Source organism: Nonomuraea ceibae (assembly GCF_019396325.1).
Classification (GTDB): Bacteria; Actinomycetota; Actinomycetes; order Streptosporangiales; family Streptosporangiaceae; genus Nonomuraea; species Nonomuraea ceibae.
In genome coordinates this window covers 15,150-35,764 of record NZ_JAHKRO010000017.1, presented here as the reverse complement: position 1 = coordinate 35,764, position 20,615 = coordinate 15,150, and the positions used below count along the sequence as shown (strand labels likewise).

The following is a 20,615-nucleotide window of genomic DNA, read 5'->3' as shown; positions in this document are numbered from 1 at the left end:
GTGGTGGGCGCACGCTCCCCTTCGGATCCCGGGAGATCGATGCCGTCACTCATCCCGCTTTCGTCCGTACCAGCGGAAGCACGCCTTGACCTCCTCGCCGCCTCCCTCACCCCGGTCTTCGAGCACATCTCCTGGGCGGAGGAGGAGGTGCAACTGGCCATGAAACGCCACCCATGGGCCGCCGACACTCTGTGGCACAGCTTCTCGCTCCTCAAAGCGACGAGGGTGCTTCTGCGCTGGGAACTCCCCTACCGGGCACACTGCCGTGAACTGCTCGATCGGGTCGCGGCCGGGCTGGACACCCGACCCGGCACCAGCGCCGAGATCATGTCCGTCGCCAGCGATATCAGCAATATCTACCCGATGAACGCCACCGGCTTCGGCACCTACATGCGCGCGCTGCGCCAGGCCCTCCCTGAGGTGTACGCCACGCTGGATCCCGTCCTGGTCGCCGAACGGCACAGCCTTCACGAGGCTCTCCACGGCGAACATATCGACGGACTGGAGGGCGAGGTGCGTCATCGGCTGACCGTCCACGATCGCAGCCTCGGCGCCATCACCTGCGCTGGCCGTCATCACGGCGAGCCAGCCGTGTGCCGGTATGCCAGCGCAGCTGACCGCGTCGATGCCGGCGGACCTTCCCTCGCCGACCCCTTCCGACCCGTGCTGGCCTCGGCCACGGACGGCCGAGTCCATCACGTCTACCGTTTCGCCAACGGTTATGGCGCTTCCATCGTCCGCGCCACCGACCGCTCCGGTGTTGAACTGGCCGTTGTCACCTGGGAGAGCACCGCATCGGCGGATAACGACTACCACGTGACCGACCAGCCGCCGATCACCAACGACGTGGTCGCTCGCCTGACGCCCAAGGAACTGACCGATCTGCTGGTGCATATTCACGCGCTACCCCGCTCGTTACCCGGCGCTGCACCAGCGGAGCTGACGGGTTGACCGGCGCGGAGATCGGCGCGGTGGCCCTGTAGACGCTGCTGACCGACCTGCCGGAGAACCGCGAGGGTCGGCGTCGTCGGCCCGCGATGCGAACGGGCACCCTCTTTGGCCGCTTCGGCGTGGGCCGCGCGGCACCGCAACCCCGGGAGGAGCGCTACTCGCATGCTCAAACTCACCAAGGAGCAAGCCCGCCGCCATCGTGAAGCAACCGACCTGATCGACTCCTCCCACACCCTGTCATACGCCGAGGTCGAGTTCGTGCTCACCCATTGGCAGGAAGCCTCGACCGTCACTAATCCGCTCGACAGCGCGTTCTTCACCCCCGTGCAGATGGCCAAGGACCTCGCGCTGTACGCATCCGGCCCCCGCGTGATCGACCTGTGCGCCGGCATCGGTCACATGAGCTGGGGCTTTGCCTGCCGCTACGACAACGACTGGGATCGCGACAAGCCGCCCCTGCAGCTCGTGTGCGTCGAGAAGAACCCGCACTACGTCGCCGTCGGCCAGCGCCTGCTGCCTGAGGCCACCTGGATCTGCGGCGATGTATTCGATGTGCTGTCCATGGGCCTGGGCCGCTTCGACACCGCCCTGGCCAACCCGCCGTTCGGGAGCACCGCACTCAACGGCCGCTCCAGTCCCCGCTACCGCGGCCCCCTGATGGAATACCACGTCATCGACCTGGCCGCGCACCTGGCGCAGCTGGGCGCGTTCATCATCCCGCAGGCCTCGGCGCCCTACCTCTACAGCGGCGTCCCGCGGACCGAACGCAACACCTCCGCTCGCCTGCAGCAGTTCATCCGCCAGACCGGCATCGAGCTCGGTTCGAGCGCGATCGACGCCACCTACTACCTCGACGAGTGGCATGGCCTACGGCCCAGCGTCGAAATGGTGCAGGCCGACTTCAGCGAAGCCGGACATCCCACCTCACAACCTGCACGGCCGGCTGCCCCTGAGCCCACCAAGGCCACGGTCCTGGCCGATAAGCCAGGCATGCCTGACCCGCTGTTCTAACCAGCCGGTCGCGCTGGCCCGCCGCTGCTCATTCCCCACGGACCGGCGGCGGGCCCGGCCCGGTGCCTTGCACCTGCCGTACCTCCCGAGCTCGTTCGCGAATCGTGTGGCTGCTGCCGCGCTTCGCCGCCACCTCATCTACCTACGGCTGACGTCCGCGGATCCGGCCAAGCCTGACGACGCCCAGGCGTCCCCCACCCACGGTCCCGCTTCACGGCCGATATCAGCCACCCCCTTCGCTTATGGAAAGGATCCCGTGAGCAGCCCTACCGCCATCGACCCGCCCGACTGTCGCTGCACCGAGTGCATCGTCGGCATCTACGTCTCCCTGGCCGAGGCCACTGACAGCCAGGTCGCCGCCATGCTCCGCGGCGACCTCGACAACCACACCGGTCTGACGTTCACGATCGCCGTGGTGTACGAACTCCATCCCGGCCAGAGCCTGGCACAGGCCCAGCCCACTGAGATGAGCGTCCGCGCGGCCGACAGGACCTGGGCACTCGACCCGTACCTGCTCGGCGAGCGCACCCTGGGCGGCGAAGGCAGCCGCTCATGAGCGAGCCGTTCACCGGGACCGACGCCGACCTCGACGCGTTGGTGGCCGATAGCCACACCAGCAACCCCTGCCCCGCCGCGCTCGCCCTGACCGCCCGGTACGCGGAACTGTCCGACCGGCTGTGGGTGGAGGACTCGGCGACGGCGCCGGAGCGCGCGGAGTACTGGCGGCTGGACCGCGCCTACCGCGCATGGCAGGCCGAGCACCGGCCGCCATTCTCCGGATGGGAGATCGAACGCGAGCCCGAGCGGTTCATGGGCCTAAGGCTCAGCCTGGCGGGCAAAGATCCCGTCCGGTGGGAAGGCGTAACCCTCGAAGCCTTCGATGACGTTCACCTCATCCTCACCGGTGGCGAACAGGTGACGCGGATCTTCACCGCCGCTCCTCACCGCCAGCCGCTCGGCGATGGCACCTGCCGGGTTCCGCGCTGGGACATCGCCCGCGGCTTCATCCACAAGGACCCCGTTCCCGAACCACACAGTGGCTGACCTGTGCGACGGTTGCGGCCAACTACACGGAGATCGCTGCCCCGTCCCAGTCCTTGAACGACCGCCCGGCCTGCTCGACGCTCATGGCGGACTCACGGCCCTCGGCACCGCGGTGGAGGACGCCGCCCACTACCTGACCATGCGCGGCTACCTGGACCCCGACAGAGAGGAGTTCCCCGCCTGGGTGCTCGCCGAACTGGCCGAGCTCTACCACGCAGGAGCCTGCGAGTTCTGCCTTGGACCTCTCACCGGCAGTGGACTGGCCGATCACTTCCTGAACCGCAAGCAGGAAGAATACGAACGCTCCATTCCCGTCTGGGCATGCAAGTGCGGCTGGGCCTTCAATGTGCTTCCGGAGCCGCGCGGCGAGGCCTACTTCGCGGCTCGCGCCGACAGGCTCCTGGGCGACCTGATCGGTTACATCAGGCTCGACCCCCCCGGCAGAAGGTCAAGCACTCCGACGCCTGCCCCGGCTGTAAGCGCACGTTCGCCGACACCATCGCCGAACAGCTCAACCCTCAGCAGGCACTGTTCTGACAGCACAGCCTAAACCACGGGCCGCGCTCAAGCCCGAACAGCGGACGCTCAAAGCGGCCAACCCCACCTCGGCACCGACTACAGCCTCACCCGCGTCAACCGCGCTGCGGCGAGCTGAACGACGCGCCCGCCGACACACGAAGCGGGACGAAAAGCGGCCGGGGTGCAGCGCCTTCCTGGGTTGTGCGGCGGAACCGCTGCACGCGTCAAGGCCGAAACCCGTGGCTATGACGCCCTCTGCGGTATCCGCCGCTGCCTGGACCCAGGCGCCGCACCCCGACCTCCCGGAGCCAAGCAGGGACAGGACAGCAGAAGGGATCTGGCATGTGGGACAGCTACGACGAGCAGGAAGCGCCCGGCTACTGGGCGCCCTGGGCAGTGCACGCACGCCGGATGGAAGCCTGCGGCCGCTGGGAACGTGAGCGGCAGGAGTTCTTCGCCGGACGAGGCTCCTTCACCCACGGTGCCGCGGCGCTCATGAGCGCCGAAGAACACAGCCGATACCTCGACATGCTGGAAGAGCAGCGGATCGGGGCGTAGATCAACGTGGCCGCCCCGCCCGGCCACCCGCGAGCCGACGGCCATCGGCCGGTCTTCCTGCTCGGCGCCCCGGAACCGAGCAGGCTGCGGCGCGAGGGCAGCGTCTGGGAAGGCAACGAACACATCCCCCTGTTCGTCAGCTACTCCCGCATGCGCCGCCTCCAACACACTGCCACGCGCTCGAGGCCCGTGGGCGCTGGACTCCAGCGGCTACATACACCTGCGCCGCCACTCCCCCACCCGCCGACGCGGTGGAGCATCGAGCCGCAACGCTACATCGACGACATCCGCCGCTACCGCGCCGAGCTCGGCCAACTGCTCTGGGCCGCTCAAATGGACGTCATGTGTGAGGCCGAGATACGGGCGAGCACCGGCCTGTCGACGCTCGAGCACCAACGCCTGACAACCGAAAATCTGCTGCTGCTGCTGCTGCTGCGCTCGCTGGCGCCCGAGCTGCCGATCGTGCCTAGCCAACGACCTGGAGAGAACCTGGCCCATGAGCCGCTCACCCGATGACCTCACCCGTGCGGCCCTGCTGATCGCAGCGGCAGGCGCCGCCATCGCTTTGATCATCGCAGGCATCTGTCACAGCCCCACGCGCACGGACATCATCACTGTGCGCGCGAAGGGCCGCGTTTGCGTTCCGCTGCCGTCGGCCCCACCGACCATCGCCGAGGTCCAACCGCACACCTTTAGGAACGCCGGATGACAGGCCCGGTGCTCCTGGCCTCGACGGCCCTCCTGGCTCTCGCCGCCCTCGCCATCGCCATCATCTGCGTCCGCACACGCGATCGAGCCGCCCATATCAACCGCCTCGAACTCGAACGGCACCAAGCATTCGTCGCTTACCTGCACGACCTCTCAGTCCAGCAGCTCAGCGAGCACCCGAGCATGCAGGTGGTGGAGATGGAGCTCAGGAACTTTCGCGCCCGCACCTACCCGCCCCCGAACTTCTGACCTCGCCAGGCACACTCCACCCCTAGCTGGAAGCGCTTGGTGACATGAACGTTCTCCTGACCTGTCGCGGCCCCGCCGCGCCGCTGAACCACCGCCGATGACCATCTTCTCGTCGCGATGGCCACGGATGCCCTCGACAACCGAGCTGGCCCGCGGGTGCGGACGGTGTGGGCACCCCAACGGGGGCCACACCCGGGGACGCCGTCACACCTCCTGGTCAGCAGGAGTGTGGGCGGCCCGCACCGACACCGTGCGGGTGACCGCTTCCGGCGCGTGCGCGACGCCCGGCTGCCGCTGCCCCGAGCGGATCGGCGGCCCATACAGGCCCAGCGCCGAGTACCCTGCTGCGCTCGAAGAGACCCTCCCCTTCCGCCACCGTGAGCGGACGGGCCAGCCGTCCTCTCGCCTGTACGGGCCATGCATGAGCGGACCCGGCCCATGCGGCCGAACCCCGACCACGCCCTATGCCGAAGGACCCCGATGCGAGCGCCACGCCCCCAGCCGCGACCACGCCAGGCTCCTTCCCAACGCCTCTGGAGCTTCCCCTGACGCACCAGCCTGACTCCGCAGCCCTCGCTCAGGTCCTCGCCGGCCTCGGAATCCGCCGCCGTGACCTCGCCGTCCGCGCCGCCAAGCCCTCCGGAGCGGCCGCGGTCGCCAAGACCGACGCCGCTCTCCACACCCTCGCCAGCCACGCCGCCGCCCTCGCCGGCCGCGGCTACGCCGTCACCCTCACCACTCACCGGTGCGGCTGCACAGCAAGCGCCCACATCGAGACGAGCGGCCCGGGCCGGGCCGAATCGACGCTCGCCGGCGCGATCCCCGCCTCCCATACCTGCGCGGCCATGGCGTTGTTCGACGCCACCGCGATCGAGGAGCGCCGGCGCACCGCCCTCGCGGCGCGTGATGCCGCAACCCTCGAACGCAGGCGGCCCCTCCACCCTCGACTGGTCCGACATCGTTGTGGATGTCACGCCTGGGACGTACCAGGTCACCTACCACGGAGCTGAGCGCGGCTTCGACCCCGATTCCGCCGACGATGTGATCTGGGCGCACATCGAGCGCAGCTTCTGACGCCCTGTCCCCACGAAGACGCTCAAATGGCTCGCCATGCTCGGCGTGCTCGCCAAGGACGACAGCGCCGCCGCACCCTCTACAGCCTCCTCCACGCCGACCTGGACCAGGTCAACGCCGCGTTCGAGAGCCCGGGCGCGCTCGTCCTCAGCTCGGACAGTGCCGTCATTCGTATCGACCCACCAAAGCCTCGGCCTGCTCAAAACGCCTACCGGCGGCTGCTACATGCCGACACCGCCACCGGACAACTCGGACGCTACAGCCACCGCCAGGAGGCATGAACCATGGGACTCATCATCTACGGCCACGAGGCTCTCGACACCGCCCTCCGCAACAACGGCCTCGGCCGCACCGGCAGCGTTCTCGGGCCGCGCGACTGGCCGCACGTGCTGGCCGACGTCGCGCCGCCGTTCTACGACTACGCCGAAGCGGAGCGCGGCGTAGTCCTGGTCAGCTCGCCCATGCTCAAGCTCTTCTCCGCCGCCGTGACGACCGGCAGCGACTTCGCGGAGATGGCCGTGCGCGCCGCCCGGAGCATCCGCGACACCCTAGCCGAGGACCGCCGTCACAAGGCCGTGTTCGGCGACGACCGGCACGGCCTCGTCTACCCGATCGAGTTGGAGAAGCATGTCGCCACCGGCGGTGGCTTCCCCGGCATCGACCCCGGCATGCGGCTCGCCGTGGCCCGCGTTCAGCTGCCGCACTGGATCCACCCCGATGCCTGGAAGGCCCTGCCGCGCGACACCCAGATGCGCAACCACACCACCGACTACGGCTGGATTCTCGACCAGATCAGCCGCGCCTGGAACGAAGCCTGACCATGACACTGTTCGCCGGCCCCGATGAGCACGCCGCCAACCCGCCCACCACATGGAAGGTCGTGCGGGCCGGCACCCGGCACTGGACCCACGCCACGGCCGCCGGCGTCGTCATCGGCGGCCGCTACGACCGCAAGCGCGACGCCGAGACCGACCTTCTCACGAGCTACGCGCGCTTGTGGGACCAGGAAAGCCGCTGGTACGCCGGAGAGCCGATCGACAACTGGCGCCCCTACGCCGAGCTCATGGCGGAGCGTCCAGCCCGCGATGCCTGGCGGGGCCGCGATGCTCCTGCAGAAGCTGGCGAGGTGCCGCATGCGAAGGGATCACCCCACGACCGTCGTCGAACTGACACAAAGCGTCGTCGACTCGATCGAAGCCGCAGACTCGAGCGTCGGTCGATGCGGTACGGCTGACCACCACCATCGCTCTGTCGTCCAACGACATCCAACAAGCACGAACGCAGGCACCTCACCATCCGGAATATGCACCAGCAGAACACCTTGGAAGTGAACCCGATGGATCAGCATGACAGCAGCGCCGAGGCTGTGAAAGCGTGGGAACGCGACCTGATTGGCGAGCCCGTCACCCCAGCCGAACGCGACCAGCTTGACCAGCACAAGGCCGAGGCGGCCCGGCGTGCGGCTGGAATCGTCGCGCAGGAGGCGGCGCGGCGCGAGGCGTGGCCCATGCTGCACGATGTACCGGACGGCGGCTCGGTCAACCTCGGCGACGTGTGGCACCGGCTCGGTGACGAACGGTTCGACATCGGCTCGTACGAGCTTGTCGAACTGCTCGCCGAGCGAGCTGGCGGTGTCGCGCGGAGGCTGCGCGCGGGCGTGCGCAGCCTGCGAGCCGGGCGGGACGGCAACACCTTCGCAGCCATCGATCTGGACCCGGTCAACCAGAGCGTCGAGGTTGTCGCCTGGTTGCCCCGCAGGTGCCGACAGCCGAATCGGGGCTGGTGGGTGCGCTGCGCTTTCGAGGTCGACACCGACGAGGACGACGAGGTGTTCCTGACCCCGATCTGGGGAACCGAGTTTGCCGTCTGCGGCAGGGGCGGGAGCACAGTCTTCCACGACCCGAAGGACGGGCCTCTCGGACGGATTGTCGGCCGCTGGTATCTCGAATGGCTCGGCCGCGGCGTCGTACGTGAGGAACTCGGCCTTGTTCCCGTCGGGCCAGCGCGCGTCGCTCTCCCCTTGAAGCACTTTCTCACCCGGCGTATGCAACTGTTCAGTTTGGAGATCGTCCACGGCGAGCGGCCGTCCGGCCGGGTGAGATTCGGCGACGCGGATTGCCCGATCGTCGCGGACGACCTTCCCGACAAGGTGCTCGGCTGGATGGCCGGGCACGGAGCCTTGGGCGGCGTCCTGGATGTCCACGTCCTGGTCACGCCGAACGACCAGAAGCCGACTGAGCCAGTCGAGCCCTCCACTTACCACGCCATCGACACGCGGGTGGGGTACTTCTTGGCGGAGCAGCCCGGCGAGATGCTGGGCGTGAGCAGCTGAGTGACAAGGAACATGTTCGGCGCGCCGTCTCACCCCCGCCGATTCCCAAGCCTGGTCCCTGACCACGATGGGCCGCTTCACCGACACCGCAGACACGCTGCGCGCCGCTGACCTCGTCACGTTGTGCACGTTGCGACTGGCCGGCACCAACTGGGACCGCTGCGGCGACCCGGCCGACGGCACCATCGCCGGCTGGGCGACGTGCTTTGGCCCGCTCGTCGCGGCCGCCCGCCCGCGCAGCGGCCGTTCTACCAGCAGCTGCTGGCGAAGCGCGGTGGCGATCCCTCCACCCTCGACTGGTCCGACACCGTTGTGGATGTCACGCCGGGGACATACCAGGTCACCTACCACGGTGCTAAGCGCGGCTTCGACCCCGATCCCGTCGACGACGTCATCTGGGCCCACATCGAGCGCATGCCTGACGCACCGCCCCACCGAAAGGAACACCATGAAGTTTCCTGACCGGATTCCCGGGACTCTCGCGGCCGCCCAGGCATGCCTGGCCAGCCGCGGCGGCAGCATCACCAACGCGCTCGACGCCATCGCCTGGACATACCTCGCGCATCAGGTCGGCCCTTGGACTTCGACCGCCTACCGCAGCACCCGTGACAGCGTCCGCGACTACGCCGCGCACATCTACGACATGCTCGACGGCTACCGCTCCGATGCCTCCTTCGACGACCTGAAAGACGAGCACCACGACGAGTTTCTGCGCTCCGTCGCCGCCAGTTTCCACGAGGTCGGCAACTTGCCGGCCGACCCGATCACGCTGGCTGACCACCTGCTGACCGGACTGCGGATGGCCAGGGAACTGGTCGACCAGCACGGCACCCTCTTCCGCTCAGCCGCCGACAGCACCCAAAGCGCGTTGTTCGCATTGCTGCTCACGCAGTCGATCGAGCCGAAGCTCGCGCTGGAGTCGATCGGGTACGCGCTAGAGACCGGCGTGAGCGTCCACGAGGCCGTCGCGTACATGGACGGACAGCTGTGACGCGGAGCCGAGCAGGGGCTATCCCCACCGACACGTCCGACCCCGTTGCCGCATTGGTGGAAAGCGGCCTGCACACCCTTACCGCCACGTGGCCGTGGCACGTCCGCATCGACCCGCGCCGCCGCCGTATCGGCTTGATCGTCGAACGTGATGCTTCGGTCATCGTGGCGATCCCGCCGGGGGTCTCCCCGCAGCAGGTCACCGAGGTGGTCGCGGGCCAGGTCAACTGGATCGCCCGCCGGGTGCGCCTCGCGCGTCAGACGGTTCCGGACCACCCGATCAAAGAGCTCGTGAGCGGGGAGGGGTTCCCGTGGCTTGGGCGCTCACATCGGCTGCGCCTGGTCGACGATGACGACGGCGAGCCGGCGGTCCGTCTGGAGCCCGGCCCGTCCGGCTGGCTTCGCCTCCAGCGCGCCCAGGCCCATGATGGCCAGGCCATCATCGACTGGTACCGCACTCACCTACAGGCGCATCTGGTCGAGGCCAGCGGCCAGTGGCACTCACGCCTCGGGATCCGGCACGCCGTCATCTACCGCACGGCCGACCTCGGCGAAGACCAGTCCACCGTACGGCTCGGCTCGAAACCGACCGTGATATTGCACTGGGCCGCCGCCCAGCTGGATCTCTCGCACGCGAGCTACCTGCTGGCACGCGAGCTGTGCCATGTCGCGGCCGGGCGGCGTCTCGGAAAGCGGGAGCATCAGGCGCGCCTGAACGCCTGCATGCCGGGCTGGACGAACCAACTCGACCAGATGATGCAAGACTGGCGTCGCACCTGGATCGGCGCCGTCGCCCGCCCCGCGATGCGACGCACGGACGTCAACCTGTACTGCCGCTTCTGCCAGAAAGCGATCACGCCGGGCACCGAGCGGGAAGCCGCAACCGTCGAGTACGGCACGAACCCCTGGTGCTGCCCGACCTGCCCGAAACAGCTGGCCTGAATGCACGCCTACCAGGTCGCAGCTCCAGCACACCCGCCCCCGCCGGCTCATCATTCCCAGGTTGGACGGCCTGGGCTGATCGGGGGATCCCGGCGCCCACCTGTGTTCTACCGGCCAGCCCCTCCACTCCGGAAGGCCTTCGCCGCGCTCCGCGCGGTCGCCTTCGGCGAGCCTTCCTCCGCTCCCAGGGCAGCCCGGTCTCGCCACTCCCAGGCGCTCGGGATCCTCCCGAGGCCAGCCACGGGAGGTAGACGATGTATCCCTCTGCCGAGCTCAGCAACCAGATCGAGGACATCAGCTTCAGCGACGAGGTCGACGCGCCGACCCGCTTCGACCTGACGCGGCCCGGTGACCTGCTCCTTGCCGTCGGCCGAATCATGGCCGCGATCCAGATCGGCACGCCGATCGAAATCTCGCAGGTGGACAACGACCGGTCCTACCCGACCCACCCCGCCTACGTGCCCCGGTCGGTAACAGTCTCCTGGAACGCCATGAACGACCGCTGGCTGATCACAGTCGAGCGCGACAGCGACGGTATTTCGATCAACTACGGGCCCACCGTCCAGATCATCGGTGCTTGACCGATCGAGATGACGAGCAACTAGTCGGGCCGGAGTAGAACGCACGGCCAACAGACGGCCGACGTGATCACAGACGGCCTGGAGGCGGTGCGGAGTACAAGGCCCGCCGTCTCCAGGCATTCCACTCAGCGAGGCCGTGCTGACCTCGGCGAGTCAGGCGGTCAGTGACAGGGGCCAGAGCGGCCACCACGGCTTCACCAGGCGGAGCGCATGGCGAACGCAGGGAGCAGAACCCTTCGGCCCTGGCGGTTTCGCCGAGGCTCCTCCTGTTTGCCGCACCTGCCACCCTTCGCAGGGGAGAACTCGCGCACAACGCAGTACGACGCTCACGTCGACGACCTTCCGAACCCTCCAGCGCTCCCACGGTTGGGTCAGAGATGAGTGCTGCTGGGACGAACGACTGCGTGCCACGGCGTAGCGGCCCCCACAGGCGCGGACCCGTTCACGAAATCCCGCGAGGTGACCACCTGCACGGTGCGAGGGCCAGCTGATCAGCGTCCGGCAGGTGTCCCGGCACCTGCCTTGGGTCTATCAGCGACCCTCCGCTCCGGAAGGCCAAGCCGCGCTGCGCGCGGTCGCCATCGGCGAGCCTTCCTCCGCTCCCGGGGCCGCCGAAGACGGAACTCCCAGGCGCCGGAGACACCCGGCGCCACCATCGCGCATACGGGAGTAGACGATGCAGGCAAAAGGGGAACGACCGGTGGAAGGAATCCCGCTCACCGAACGGATCTGGCGGGCCAAGCATGCCCTCGACCAAGCGCCAGGGTTCGGCGAGGAAGACACGCGGCAGAAGATCACGGAGCTTATCGTCGATTTGATGGCCTACGCGCACTCGCTGCACGGGCAGTGGCGCAACCCCATCGAGACCGGGCAGATCCTCGCCCGGGTTACCGCAGCGACAGCGGAAATCGGCCAGGCCAACAACACCACCGGCTGGCACTACAAAGCGCCGGGTTTCGTGGAAGAAGCGGCCTGGCTCGTGGGGGAACTGATGGCCGAAGCCGATGAGTTCGCCGCAGACGCCGGCCGGCCGCCCAGCGCCCTGAAACTGCTGGCCCATGCCCTCCTCGATTACCAGGCCAACAGGCCCCGCCACCACCATCTTGGCAACAATGACTTCGAGGAACCATGGGGCCGTGTCCACGACCTGCGGAACCTTCTCGACAAGCTCAGATGTCTCGTAGGGAAACTCGTTCAGGAGCATCCGGACGCGGCGATAGAAGTCCTCAGCGAGGTGCTCGGCGTCTACACCAGACAGTAATTAGGCGATCCACTCTGCGTTCAAGGTGACACTTCTCGGGCCAGCGCTGGGTGATCCACTTTCGTTTACCCGCTGCAGGCAGCACCCTTGGTTCGACAACGCAACCTCCCCAACTGATTGACATCGAGGAGACCGATCTCAACGGTCGCGAGCGCCCAGAGCAGCTCCTGTCGTGTCCTCTCGGGCCCGCCGCACACTCAAGCACCGAACCTCTCCCCAGCTTCGCGAGCACATGAGCGACTTCAAAAGCCGTCTCCTCAGCCGCAAGAGAAAGACCTTGAGAGCTCCTGCGCGACAGAGCACTGTGCTCTGAGGCGTAGGCCCCACTCATCCGCACCCGTGTGCGACAAGCAGCAATCACAGGATTCATACGCATGTCTGACCCGCCCCGGAGGCCCCGCCATGAACAACCCCAGACAGCAGCCCGAAGTCCTCACCGCCGCCCTCACCAACGTGCGCGCCATCGCGCCGGACAGCGAAGAGGCCGAGTATCTGCCACTGGAAATCCTGTTCGACCAAAACGACGGCAAGCACACCGTGCAGTTCCCCCGGGGCTTACGCAGGCAGTTCCTCACCTCCGAGCAGATGCTCCAGGCCGCTGCCCAGCTCATCGTCGCCGTCGAGCGCGCCGACCAGCAGAACGATTCCCAGTAGTCACCCCATCCCGTCCGCGCCCACCCCCCAGCGACGCCGCCGCCGTTGCCACGCTGGCCGCCCCGCCAGCTCCCGCACGGGCGGCGGCTCCCGAAGCGCGCCATCCCTCCCGACCACGGGTGCCAAGGACCTGGCACGTCCCTATCGGACCTGGTAAGTCGCTGCCAAACCGGGCGCATTCTCATACTGACCTATGACTCCGCCCATCCGGTCGAGAGACGACCCCGCCGCCGCCCGCCAACACCCGCAATCTGCTGCGCGAACTGTACGGCCCCGGCAAGAGCCGCTACGAACAGCAGAGCAACCCACCGCCCTGACCGCCCGCCACGATCGGCCCCTCACTGACACCACCCGGGCATGGATCGCCGCCCGGCTCATCGCCGCTGTCGGCATCGCCTCGCTCGGCGACGTCGAAGCGTGCCGATGGGTCGCGCTCCGGCACGCCCGTGACCACGTGCACCTGGTGGCCACCCTTGTTCGACAGGACGGGCGGCTTCCCGAGATGCGCGGCAACTGGTACCGGATGCGGGAGACATGCGATCGGATCGAAGCCGAATTTGGGCTGCTTCCTACACGGCGGTCCCGGGTCTGAACCAGTCAGCACGCGAAGTGCCGCTACGAAGCGTGAGAGATTTTGCTGACATCGCTGTCGCGCCGACTGCCATCCGTTGTCGTTTGCCACTGACATTTGTGCCGCTCAGCAAATGCCGCCCCTCCCCGCCGGCGTGCCACCCCACCGGCCCGCTGCGCGGAGCAAGTTAGTAGAAAACTCGGAGTAAGTACACAAGCCGCGACATTGGCCGATTACGATCGCTCCTGACGGTGGTCATGCATGCATGTTTGATCGAGTCAAATAGCGTCAAGGGGTGGGAGGGGCCGCGGTGGCGGGACGACGAGGATGGGCAAACTCGCCGCGTATGAACCGCGTCGGCCCGCTATTTCTTAGCGACCTGGAGATGGCGTCCCTCAAGATCGCCGCCCGGCGCGAAGGTCTGGACGTAGGTGCTTTCGCAGCAATCGCAGCGGTGTCAGCGGCTGAGCAGCAGCTGACGCTCATTCCGTTGGACCGCCGCCAGGAGATGGCCGAGTTCGTGACCGCCCGGGTGGTGCTCAACCGCATCGGCAATGACCTCAACCAGCTGGTCCGCGCGCTTACCAATGGAGACGAGGAGTTGGCGGCTCAGGCGGTCCTGCGCTCGATCGGGCACGCAATCCGCAAGGTTGAGGCCGCGGCGGACCATATCGCCCGAAACGGGAAGCGGGATTGATCGCCAAGGTAGTGAAGGGCAGCCGTACCTATGGGCTGCTGAAATACTTGTACGGCCCCGGTCGCCGTGAAGAACACATCAACCCCCACTTGGTCGCCTCCTGGGACGGACACGAGACGGATCCTGCCGCCGAGCCCGAGCACATGCGTGATGCCGCGTTGTACGCGCTGGCGCAGCACCTGGACCGGCCGGTCGACGCCTACACGGGCAAGATCGGGCAGCATGTGTGGCACACCTCGGTACGGCTGGCTCCCGGCGATCCCCTGTTGAGCGATGCGCAGTGGGGGCAGATCGCGCGTCGTCTGGTCCTCGCAGGCGGCTTGGCTCCGGATAGAGAGGAGACTGGTTGTCGGTGGGTGGCAGTCCGCCACGCCGACGACCACATCCACATCGTGGCCACGCTGGTGCGCCAGGGACAAAGTCCGTACGACGCCAAACAGCCCGACCTGCGCGGGGACTTCTATCGGTTGAGGGAGGAGTGCCGGCGGCTGGAGCACGACTTCGGAATCCGAGTGACGGCCGAAGCCGATCGCACGGCGGCGCCGGCACCGAAGCGCGGCGAACGGGCCAAAGCGAATCGGCTACGCAGCGCTCAGATATCGGCGCGGGAGACGTTGCAGGCTCAGGTGCGACCGATCGCACTGGAAGCCAACAACGAGGAGGACTTCTTCACCCGGTTGAACAAGGCAGGGCTGCTAATCAGGCCGCGACGGCTGCCGTCAGGTGATGTCGGCGGCTACGCGGTCGCGTTGCCCGGCGATGTGTCCAGTGACGGGAGCTTGATCTGGTACTCGGGGTCGAGGCTCGCGCCGGATCTGACGCTGCCCCGCGTGCGGCAGCGCTGGACCACGCCGACGCCGGAGCCTGGGTTGGTTCGAGCCCTGGCACCGGACCTGGACGCACGGTCACCTTACGCCGAACACGTGCGCGTCGCGGCGTGGCAGGAGGCAGCGACGGCGATCCGGTCGGCCACCGCTGTGCTACAGCAGGCGGACAATCCTCATGCGGCCGCCACCACCGCAGCGCTTGCTGACCTGCTGACCGTGGCAGCCAGTCGCTCCCCCGCCCCGGTACGGCGCGAGCTGGAACTTGCGGCCCGGCAGATGGAGCGGCTGGGTCGAGAGCCGTGGCAGAAGTCGAACCAGGCAGCGACGCAGATGCGGCGGGCGATACGGTCGCTGCTGCAGGCCGGACACCTGCTGGGCTACGCCGACGAGAACGCTGCCGTGCTGGGGCTGGCGGTCGCAACCGTGCTCGCGGTGCGCGCGCTGCGCAGACGCATGGCCGCGCGGCACAAACACGCCCACGCCCGGGTAGCTCGCCTGGCGGGCGAGCATCTGCAGCACGCCGCCGAGCTGCTGGGCGCCCGATCGGCGGCCCGGGCGGACCACGCGGCCGCGCGCCGACCAGATCTGCAGCAGGCGTTGCGACGGGCGGTTGAGGGGCGAGCCGATGCGGATGCCATCCTCCGTGGGAGAGACTGGCCTGCGCTCGCGGGGATGCTTAGCCGGATCGAGCGACTCGGGCATGATGCGGCAGCGGCGCTGGCCGACGTCGTCGCTCAGCAGCCCCTGCGCCACGATTCCTCCAGCCCGGCGCGGCGTGACACCCAGGTGATTCTCTGGCGACTGGAGAACTGGGTCGCCAGCCGGCGCCGGGCGCCCACTGACCGCGACGACCGCACTCCCGCGAGCCGCGACAGGCCGTGGCCGGAGCAAGTGCAGCGTCTGGCGCACGCTGACAATAAGCCAGCACATGAGCGGCGCATGCGTGCGCTCCTTCGTGGCGCCATGCACGGAAGCGATGATCTCGATCGCATCTTCCGTGATCCCGCCTGGCCGCGCTTGGTTGCGGTACTGACCGAGATCGGCCAGGCCGGGCATGACGTCGAGGGTGCGCTGCGCTCGGCCACGTCCGGTCGGCGTCTACGTGAAGATCCGAGCAACCCGGCGCATAGCGTCGTCCAGATGCTGACCGGCCGGCTACGCCGGCTGCTGGAGGAGACGGAGACGTCAAGCCGGTCGACGCCACGTGCCATGTCTCATCCCTACGCTGTCCCGTCCTGCCTTCCGCACGGAGCGGCGGGAGGCGGCCTCCCGTCGGAGCACGGTGCTGGCCGGTTCGTCCAAGCCGACGATGACCGCGTCTTCCAGCGAGCTGTTGTTGCCGTCGTGGAGACTCAGACCTGCTCACCTCAACACCTGGAGCAACTCCTGTGGGTACGGCCGGCCAGAGCTAAGGATCTGGTTCGGCTGCTGTGTGAGCGCGGCGTTGTCGCCGTTGCAGACGGTGGCTACAGCGTCCAGGTCGGCGCCGATCAGTTGTCCGCCCTGCGTGATGGCATGAACAGGCGATCGGCTCGTGCGGCACGGCTGGCTTCATCCACTTCTCACAGCTGGCCGGTGCGGTCTGAAAAGCCAAGACCGCCGGCGCGCGCTGAGGAGATGCCTCCCGCGCAGCGGCAGCGGCGTTCGAGGCCGCAATAGCGGCGGTAGCGGGGTGGCGGGGCAGAGCGGATACAAGTCCAACCTGCTGGGCAATCTACACACTAGAGGCGTCGTCTTCGCACAGGCCTCTTGCCCATCTCACGTCCAACGCGCGTTGGCGCCATCGACCAATCGTCGCATCGGTCACTCACCGTGCATTTCGGCGCGCCTTTGTCGGTCCAGTATGAAGTGGTCGGGCTTGCTCTGGAGGCTGCGCTCCATGAACGAGCACCTCACGTCAACGGTCGGTGTGACCAACCTCCGGCCGATCGACGGCCCGCGCCCCGAGCCACACGGCGGATGCGCACTCCGACCGTGATCGGCAGCGCTCGAGTGCCTGCCTCGCCGTGGTGAGCTTCCAGGGCCGCCTGCGCTCACGGAAGGCCGAGGCCGCGCGCGGTCTGCCGTACGCCTCACGACGGCGAGGGAGCTCAGCCTCACTGCCACGACGATCAGCGGTCAAAGCCGATCAAGAACCGTTGTTCCAGATGATCACATCAGGCGGGTAGTGCTTCGCTGACGGGGCACATGCTCCGCCGGGCTGGCCGCGCCCCGCGGCCACGGCGAATGGACGAGAAGCGCCCGCGCGGCGTTGGCGGTGCTCCGGCGAAACAGTGCCAGACCAGTGAAAACCACGCCTTGGCAACGCATCGGATTCGGATGCAAGCAGCCGGCTCAACGACATCGTCTAGGCGTGGCTCGACGGCAATCTAGAAAACCTCGGCGTGTGATCCGTAAGCCGCTGTAGCGAACATCAGAGCTGCAGCCAGCCCCCGCCGGCTCTCAAAGCCGGAGGAAACCAGAGGGTCCTCATGGTGCTCACCAGCCATGGCACCGGCGTGTGCGTGCACCATATCCTGCCCGGCTTTTCGCCCCCCAGGTACCGGGCTTACCCCCTCACCGGGATCCGCCAACGAAGGTAGCGACCGATGAGCCTATTACCAGACGAAGGTGCGGCGGCGAAGAGGTAGCAGCGCCAACCATCGATTCGTTCTCGGCAGAACGGTCCTGTATCTGGAGTGGCGGCGTCGGCTTCGGTCATGACCGGAGCACGGCAACGACGACAACCCAGACTTGACTAGCAGTCAAACAAAATCCGGTCTATCACTTGTCAAGCTATAGTACATGCGAGGATCATGGTTCGATCGAACGGAGGATGCATGAGCTATCGGGACGCACGCGAGATCGAGCCTCATTGGTTCGTCCACGTCGAAGTGCCAGGCTGTTCAGATTCGCCTTGGTACGAAGTCGGGACGGTCGTTACCACGGAACGCCACGTTTACCTCATGAGCAAGCTGGGTCAACTCCTCGGAGTCGCAGCGTTGGGCGATCGAGTTCGCACTCTCACACCTGCCGAGTGGGAAGCTCTGCAGCACTGATGCCTGCCTTATGGAACGGAGAGCCTGGGGATGCTCGCTCAGCCTGAAATAGCGATCGTAGGTGGGTCCATCACTGGGCCGACGGCAGCCCTTCGCTTGCATCAGGAGGGATTTAGCAACGTTCGTGTCTACGAGGCATCGCCAGAACCCACAGCACAAGCGGGCGGAGCGATAACCCTAGAACACCCCGCACTCGGCGTGCTGGATACGATCGGTGTCCCACAGGCTGAGATTGTTCCCTTCCCCAGCGAGCGAATCGTATCGATAAAAATTGCGGACCGCACGGAGTCTCGACGTTCTGAAACCTTGTACCCAGGGCGCCACACCGCCTGGCATCTGATCAATAGAAGCCTTATCGCGCGCCTTCCCCCTGGCACGTTGCACACGGGTAAACGTGTCGTGGGGCTTAGCGTCGCCGCTGACGGGCGTCCCCAGCTTGAGTTTCGTAATGGAGAGCGAACAGCCGCTGACCTTGTCGTTTTCGCCGACGGCCGCCGGTCCATTGGTCGTAGCATTCTCGATCCCAAGCGGCTGATCGAGTACTCCGGCATCGTCGCATGGAGAGGACAGAGCGCCTGGGCACCTAAAAATCTGCAAGACTACACCCGGTATGAGCCCGAGTCGACACGTCTAGCTGTCTTCCCCATGATCCATTCAGATGGGGATCTCGGTAGCGACTGGGCCCTCTACATGCCCATGAGCGAAAGCCGATTTACTGAGGTGTGCGGTGCGCCCCCTACGCAACGCAGCTTCATCCTCCCCCACCAGATCAGCGACACGACAAAGCAGCTTGTGCTAGATGAGGCGCGCCGCATTCTAACGCCAGATGCGGTCCGCATGGTGGAAGCAACCACTAGTTGGTCTGCCGCTCCACTGCTGACGACGCAACCGCCACGACAAATGGCCTTCCCGGTCGGACGTGGCCATGCGGTACTGGTCGGTGATGCCCTCGCCCCCGTTTCGCCGTTAACAGGCCGCGGGGCAAACAACGGTGTTGAGCAGATCAACGACCTGACGGCCACTCTGGTCCAATGCTCCCGCTATGGATCGGATATCACCGCTGCCCTGCAAGGCTGGGAACGCCGCATGCTTCCCACTGTACGCTTTTCTCTGGAAGTTGGCCCCAGATTGGCAGAGCGCCTCGGACTGCAGCCCCGCGCGAGCGCAGCCACCCTCAGATCGTCGACTGCGACCGATTCTCCCCGCCGTCGTCCGGAGATCCTGAATACCGATGAACGAAGCACCTCTGCGACGGAATTGGGCACCAAGCGGTCGCAGCCCCGCGCCCGCTGACTATAAGACACATACCCGCAGAGGCAACACATTCGAGATCGACGCAGCAGCCGTTCTGTTCCTGGCCTCGCGCCACTGCGGCAAGTCGGCGTTCACACACTTGCCCGCGAACAAACTATACGCCCGGTACAAGGCCAGACGCGGCCAGCCCGGAGGACGCCGGCTCGGCCGGGCCGAGCATCACCGATCCAGCCGCCCTCGCCCTCGCTCCATCTGCCGCCGCCCTGGTAGCAGAGCCCCACGGCACCGCGCAGTTCCCCTCTGATCCTCAGGCACAAGGCCGCCCACAGGACCTGCCTGACACCGCACAATGCTCGCCGCGCACACTCGCCAGGCGCTGTTGATGGTCGCCCGTCAGTGCCGCGACACCAGCGCGCAGATGACGGCCGCTGCCGGGGCATTGCCGCATCGATCTCCCTCCAAAGTCGCGTTGACTGAGCCCGGCGAGGATCCGTTCTCCCGGCCCCGGCCCTCGGGCCCTCGGAGGGACATAATCTGCGGCGCAAGCATCACCTAGCGGCGGTCAACGCTCAGAGATCCGTCAACGCGTCGTGGCTGTGGCCCTCGTCTTGCGATGCGGGCGAGGCACGGACATGGTCCGGGAAGGCTCGGGGATGGACGAGGTCGGGCTGGGCTTGCCGCCCGTGCTCGAACGTACGGTGGCGGCTGCGGCGCGTCGTTGAGCATGCTGTCGTGCGACCTCATCGGCGCGAGATGCTCCCGCTTTGGCGGCCTTCTCTAGCCAATGCACGGCTTGCCGTACGCTTGCCAGCCCGGCTCCGGCACCGCCGAGGACCTTGCTCAGAGCCCAGGCATCTGCCGCAATCCGCCTGCTGGCAAGATCGGCAACGGTTTTGAGTGCGTTCTTGACACGCGGATCGGCCAGCACCTTGGCGCCGTGGGCGCCGAGCTGCCGCTCGATCGTGGTCCCCAGGTCGCGCACTCGCCCATAGATGTTCCTGATGCGGTTCCACTCCGGCCGCGTGCTGAGCTTCCCGGCATGCTGGCCTACGCTGGCCACAGCCTGAGCCACATCTTGCCGCTGCTGCCAGACCGCGCCGAGTTGTGAGGCTGGTAAGCCATGCCGGAACTCCCCCAGGGCAATGTCGATCCTGTTTCCGAAGGTGAGGTCCATGCCGAGATCTTGCTTCAACAACGCGAATTTCAGGCGAATCTCAAGGAAGTCGACCAGCACGTCGGGTGGGACCAGATCCCGAGCTGCCTCTTCCAAACCCTGACATGCGCTGTCCAGGTCAGCGTCGGGTGATGGGACTGCAGACATGGGCACGCCTCTCCTTCGGTGATGGCCGTGCGG

Annotated in this window: 22 protein-coding genes; 21 read left to right on the top strand and 1 reads right to left on the bottom strand. The window is 67.1% G+C overall.

The genetic code is table 11. The features are described from left to right. The first annotated feature begins 39 nt into the window (after positions 1 to 39). The 21 genes from KME80_RS14290 (at position 40) to KME80_RS14190 (ending at position 19,300) form a co-directional block, all read left to right on the top strand. Complete coding sequence (locus tag KME80_RS14290; protein WP_219505183.1) at positions 40 to 951, top strand: hypothetical protein; 912 nt, start codon at positions 40 to 42, stop codon at positions 949 to 951. Between the two features lie 162 nt (positions 952 to 1,113). After that, positions 1,114 to 1,962, top strand: a complete 849-nt coding sequence (locus tag KME80_RS14285) for a class I SAM-dependent methyltransferase (protein WP_219505181.1) — start codon at positions 1,114 to 1,116, stop codon at positions 1,960 to 1,962. Positions 1,963 to 2,218: 256 nt separating this feature from the next. Then, on the top strand, positions 2,219 to 2,518 hold the full coding sequence (locus tag KME80_RS14280; protein ID WP_219505180.1) for a hypothetical protein: 300 nt from the start codon (positions 2,219 to 2,221) through the stop codon (positions 2,516 to 2,518). Further along, a complete protein-coding gene (locus KME80_RS14275) occupies positions 2,515 to 3,006 on the top strand; it encodes a hypothetical protein (RefSeq protein ID WP_219505177.1) in 492 nt (163 codons plus the stop codon). Before KME80_RS14280 ends, KME80_RS14275 begins: the two co-directional genes overlap by 4 nt. Before the next feature lie 139 nt (positions 3,007 to 3,145). Next, positions 3,146 to 3,556, top strand: a complete 411-nt coding sequence (locus KME80_RS14270) for a hypothetical protein (protein WP_219505176.1) — start codon at positions 3,146 to 3,148, stop codon at positions 3,554 to 3,556. Between the two features lie 311 nt (positions 3,557 to 3,867). Continuing rightward, positions 3,868 to 4,083: a hypothetical protein gene (locus KME80_RS14265; RefSeq protein ID WP_219505174.1), complete on the top strand. Its 216-nt coding sequence runs from the start codon at positions 3,868 to 3,870 to the stop codon at positions 4,081 to 4,083. 6 nt (positions 4,084 to 4,089) lie between these two features. Continuing rightward, entirely contained in the window at positions 4,090 to 4,599 is a 510-nt protein-coding gene (locus tag KME80_RS14260; RefSeq protein ID WP_219505172.1) for a deazapurine DNA modification protein DpdA family protein, read from the top strand. Positions 4,600 to 4,788: 189 nt separating this feature from the next. Beyond that, the gene (locus tag KME80_RS14255; RefSeq protein WP_219505170.1) at positions 4,789 to 5,040 is read left to right on the top strand and encodes a hypothetical protein; all 252 of its coding nucleotides are present in this window, start codon (positions 4,789 to 4,791) and stop codon (positions 5,038 to 5,040) included. Between the two features lie 903 nt (positions 5,041 to 5,943). Beyond that, positions 5,944 to 6,114: a hypothetical protein gene (locus tag KME80_RS14250; RefSeq protein WP_219505168.1), complete on the top strand. Its 171-nt coding sequence runs from the start codon at positions 5,944 to 5,946 to the stop codon at positions 6,112 to 6,114. A gap of 284 nt (positions 6,115 to 6,398) precedes the next feature. Next, entirely contained in the window at positions 6,399 to 6,932 is a 534-nt protein-coding gene (locus tag KME80_RS14245) for a hypothetical protein (RefSeq protein WP_219505166.1), read from the top strand. A 2-nt stretch (positions 6,933 to 6,934) separates the two neighbouring features. Continuing rightward, positions 6,935 to 7,348: a hypothetical protein gene (locus KME80_RS14240; protein WP_219505165.1), complete on the top strand. Its 414-nt coding sequence runs from the start codon at positions 6,935 to 6,937 to the stop codon at positions 7,346 to 7,348. A 69-nt stretch (positions 7,349 to 7,417) separates the two neighbouring features. Further along, positions 7,418 to 8,446 carry a hypothetical protein gene (locus KME80_RS14235; protein ID WP_219505164.1) on the top strand — a complete coding sequence of 343 codons (1,029 nt, stop codon included), beginning with the start codon at positions 7,418 to 7,420 and terminating at the stop codon, positions 8,444 to 8,446. A gap of 201 nt (positions 8,447 to 8,647) precedes the next feature. Then, positions 8,648 to 8,908, top strand: coding sequence for a hypothetical protein (locus KME80_RS14230; RefSeq protein ID WP_219505163.1), 261 nt, complete (start codon positions 8,648 to 8,650; stop codon positions 8,906 to 8,908). After that, a complete protein-coding gene (locus KME80_RS14225; protein WP_219505162.1) occupies positions 8,895 to 9,437 on the top strand; it encodes a hypothetical protein in 543 nt (180 codons plus the stop codon). Before KME80_RS14230 ends, KME80_RS14225 begins: the two co-directional genes overlap by 14 nt. A 56-nt stretch (positions 9,438 to 9,493) precedes the next feature. After that, positions 9,494 to 10,378 (top strand): YgjP-like metallopeptidase domain-containing protein, encoded by an 885-nt coding sequence (locus KME80_RS14220; RefSeq protein ID WP_308125760.1) that lies wholly within the window; start codon positions 9,494 to 9,496, stop codon positions 10,376 to 10,378. 254 nt (positions 10,379 to 10,632) lie between these two features. Continuing rightward, positions 10,633 to 10,959 (top strand): hypothetical protein, encoded by a 327-nt coding sequence (locus tag KME80_RS14215; protein ID WP_219505160.1) that lies wholly within the window; start codon positions 10,633 to 10,635, stop codon positions 10,957 to 10,959. A 700-nt stretch (positions 10,960 to 11,659) separates the two neighbouring features. Beyond that, positions 11,660 to 12,220: a hypothetical protein gene (locus tag KME80_RS14210; RefSeq protein ID WP_219505159.1), complete on the top strand. Its 561-nt coding sequence runs from the start codon at positions 11,660 to 11,662 to the stop codon at positions 12,218 to 12,220. 402 nt (positions 12,221 to 12,622) lie between these two features. Beyond that, complete coding sequence (locus KME80_RS14205; RefSeq protein WP_219505157.1) at positions 12,623 to 12,874, top strand: hypothetical protein; 252 nt, start codon at positions 12,623 to 12,625, stop codon at positions 12,872 to 12,874. A gap of 917 nt (positions 12,875 to 13,791) precedes the next feature. Next, entirely contained in the window at positions 13,792 to 14,142 is a 351-nt protein-coding gene (locus KME80_RS14200; RefSeq protein ID WP_219505155.1) for a hypothetical protein, read from the top strand. Continuing rightward, the gene (locus tag KME80_RS14195; RefSeq protein ID WP_219505153.1) at positions 14,139 to 16,628 is read left to right on the top strand and encodes a relaxase/mobilization nuclease domain-containing protein; all 2,490 of its coding nucleotides are present in this window, start codon (positions 14,139 to 14,141) and stop codon (positions 16,626 to 16,628) included. The genes KME80_RS14200 and KME80_RS14195 overlap by 4 nt, the downstream gene beginning before the upstream one ends. Before the next feature lie 1,409 nt (positions 16,629 to 18,037). Continuing rightward, a complete protein-coding gene (locus tag KME80_RS14190; RefSeq protein WP_219505151.1) occupies positions 18,038 to 19,300 on the top strand; it encodes an FAD-dependent monooxygenase in 1,263 nt (420 codons plus the stop codon). 541 nt (positions 19,301 to 19,841) lie between these two features. Here the strand turns inward: KME80_RS14190 and KME80_RS14185 are convergent. Further along, on the bottom strand, positions 19,842 to 20,582 hold the full coding sequence (locus KME80_RS14185) for a hypothetical protein (protein ID WP_219505149.1): 741 nt from the start codon (positions 20,580 to 20,582) through the stop codon (positions 19,842 to 19,844). Positions 20,583 to 20,615 lie beyond the last annotated feature (33 nt).